The organism is Tateyamaria pelophila, assembly GCF_019966495.1.
Classification (GTDB): Bacteria; Pseudomonadota; Alphaproteobacteria; order Rhodobacterales; family Rhodobacteraceae; genus Tateyamaria; species Tateyamaria pelophila.
The window spans coordinates 1-2611 of sequence record NZ_JAIMIA010000256.1 but is presented as its reverse complement, the minus strand read 5'-3'; the positions used below and the strand labels follow the sequence as shown (position 1 = coordinate 2611).

At 59.8% G+C, this 2611-nt stretch carries 2 protein-coding genes; both read right to left on the bottom strand.

The genetic code is table 11. From position 1 onward, the window contains the following. Positions 1-348: 348 nt before the first annotated feature. On the bottom strand, positions 349-1557 hold the full coding sequence (locus tag LC354_RS27315) for an IS91 family transposase (RefSeq protein ID WP_223429081.1): 1209 nt from the start codon (positions 1555-1557) through the stop codon (positions 349-351). 6 nt (positions 1558-1563) lie between these two features. Beyond that, positions 1564-2478 (bottom strand): tyrosine-type recombinase/integrase, encoded by a 915-nt coding sequence (locus LC354_RS27310; RefSeq protein WP_223429080.1) that lies wholly within the window; start codon positions 2476-2478, stop codon positions 1564-1566. Positions 2479-2611: the final 133 nt, after the last annotated feature.

Here is a 2611-nt window from a genome sequence, read left to right as displayed (position 1 = left end):
TTGGTTCAGGTTTCTCGGACGCCGCTCGCTGATGTTGGATTTGGGCGGGGCTTTGCCCGGCGTCGGAGAAGCGCTCAGGCGGGAAATCGCGGGGTTGGTCTTGGTGCGTGGTTTTTTATGGGGATTTGTACGGCTGGCTTGTCAGTGGGCTGATCTGACCGTGCCCTTGAAACAGTCCAGTCAGGCTGAGAGCGGCGCTGGCTTGGCCAGTTTGTGGGCGATATGGGAGGTGTTTTACGCGAGCCACCGCGTTTTGTGGTGCCGATGGTGCAGTCCGAGCATGACGAAGGGCTCGCAGGTGACATCGGCTGCGGCGGGTGGCGTCTTTGGTCATGTCGGCCAGACTTTTCATGCGGCGTCCCTTGTCGATCTCGGCGGTGCTCTGGGATGTTGCATGGGTTCGAAGGTGTCGATGATGATCAACCGACCGCCGCAGCATGGGCATGGCAGTGCGAGGACTCTGGGGTCCTGATTATTGTCGCTGTCACCTGTGTCACCGGCATCTGTCCTGTTCGGTGTTTTGGCCCCAAGCAGGTCCCTGATCCTGGCGATATTGGCGGCCCGGTTGCCGTTTCCATAGAAGCCGTAGTGGCGGATGCGGTGCTGGCCTTTTGGCAGAACGTGGATCAAGAACCGTCGGATGAACTCTGACGTTGCCAGCGTCATGTTGGTGTGTCGTTTGGGGCCAGTCAGGCGGTAGTTCTTCACCTTGAAGGTCACGCTTTCCGCATCGAAGCGGATCAATCGGCTGTTTGAGATGGCAACCCGGTGCGTGTAGCGCGACAGGTAGGCCAACACCGCTTTGGGCCCGGCGAAAGGCTCCTTGGCATATACAACCCAATCGATCTTGTGCAGTGGCTGCAGGAATGCCCCAAAGACCTCAGGATCGGCAAGTTCGGCATGGCCGCCGAAGAACAGCAGTTTCCCGGCCTTATGCAACTTCGCCAGTCCTTCCAGGATGAGACGGCGGTATAGGCGGGACAGCACCCGCACGGACAGGAAGAAGTTTTTGCGGCTGGAGATCCACCTGGTGCCATCGGCCGACAATCCACCACCCGGGACGATCATGTGCACATGAGGGTGATGCGTCATTGCCGATCCCCATGTGTGCAACACCGACGTGATGCCGACCTGCGCACCAAGGTGCTTGGGGTCGGCGGCTATCTTGACCACTGTGTCCGCACTCGCCCGCATCAGCAGATTGTAGATCGCGCGTTTGTTTTGGTGGGCTATATCAGCAACCTGTTTGGGCAGCGTGAAGACCAGATGGAAATATCGCACGGGCAGCAGTTCGGCCTCCCGCGCCGCCAGCCATATCTTTGCAGCACCTGCCTGACATTTTGGGCAGTGCCTGTTCCGACAGGAATTGTACGCGATGTGCTCGTGCGCGCAGTCCTCACAGCGTGTGACGTGACCGCCAAGTGCTGCTGTGCGGCAGCGCTCAATGGCGCTCATCACCTTCAGCTGGTCGAGGCTGATGTGGCCTGCATTGGCCACCCGCCAGGCAGCACCATGGGCGCGGAAGATATCCGCAACCTCCAACTTTAGCGGAGGCAACGCAGTCTATGATGCGCCTTTCTTGGCCTTCTTGCGCTGCGCCGCGGTCAGATCGTCCAGCGGGCTGTCCACCGCCGCGATCATGCCCGTGGCAACGCTTGCATAGCGCGCCGTCGTGGTCAGTTTGGTATGCCCCAGCAGCGCCTGTATGACCCGGATGTCGACGCCGCGTTCCAACAAATGTGTGGCAAAGCTATGCCGCAACGTATGCAGCGTAACCGGCTTGGTGATGCCCGCCGCCTTGGCCGCCTGCTTGAACAGCCGCGAGATCTGGCGCGGTGACAGGTGCTTGCCGTTATAGCCGGGGAAGATCACCCGGTCCGGGCCCGCCACGCCGTTGTCCTGAGTGGTTGGGCGTTCCTTCCACCAGTCGCGCAGCAGGCCCAAGATATCGCCGGGCAACATCACATTGCGATCCTTGCGGCCCTTGGATTGCACGATGCGGATGATCTTCTGTTCTCCATCGATATCGCCAACCCGTAGTCGAACCACCTCGCCTGCGCGCATCCCGCAGCCATAGGCCAACGACAGCATTACGCGAGCCTTCAAGCTCGGGGCCATGAGTAGGATCCGTTTGACCTCGTTGCGGCTCAACACCAGCGGGATCTTGACGGGCTCCTTCAGGCTGAAAATCTCCGCCACCAAATCATGCCGCCGCAGGGTTACCCGGAACAGAAACTTCACCCCTGTCATCGTGCGATTGCGCGTGCAGATGCTGGTGCCAGTCTCTATCAGATGCTGCTGGAAATCGCGCACATCATCCGGCTCAGCGGTCTCCGGAGACCGCTCCAACCACGCCGCGAACCTCTTGCAGGCCCGCAAATGCCCAACCTGCGACGCCGGTCCCAAATTGCGCGCTGTCATATCCGCAATCATGCGTGCACGCAGCGGCGTCATGTTCGTTGTTTGCTGAATGTTCATGGGAAAAACCTCTGTCAACCGAGGCAAAATCACCTCGACCAACAGCAAACTCCCAACCCCACAATCCGCGAAACAAATCCTGACTACGCGCAACCCACGCCACAAGCGCCCCTATCGCGAAGCGATTTAGTGC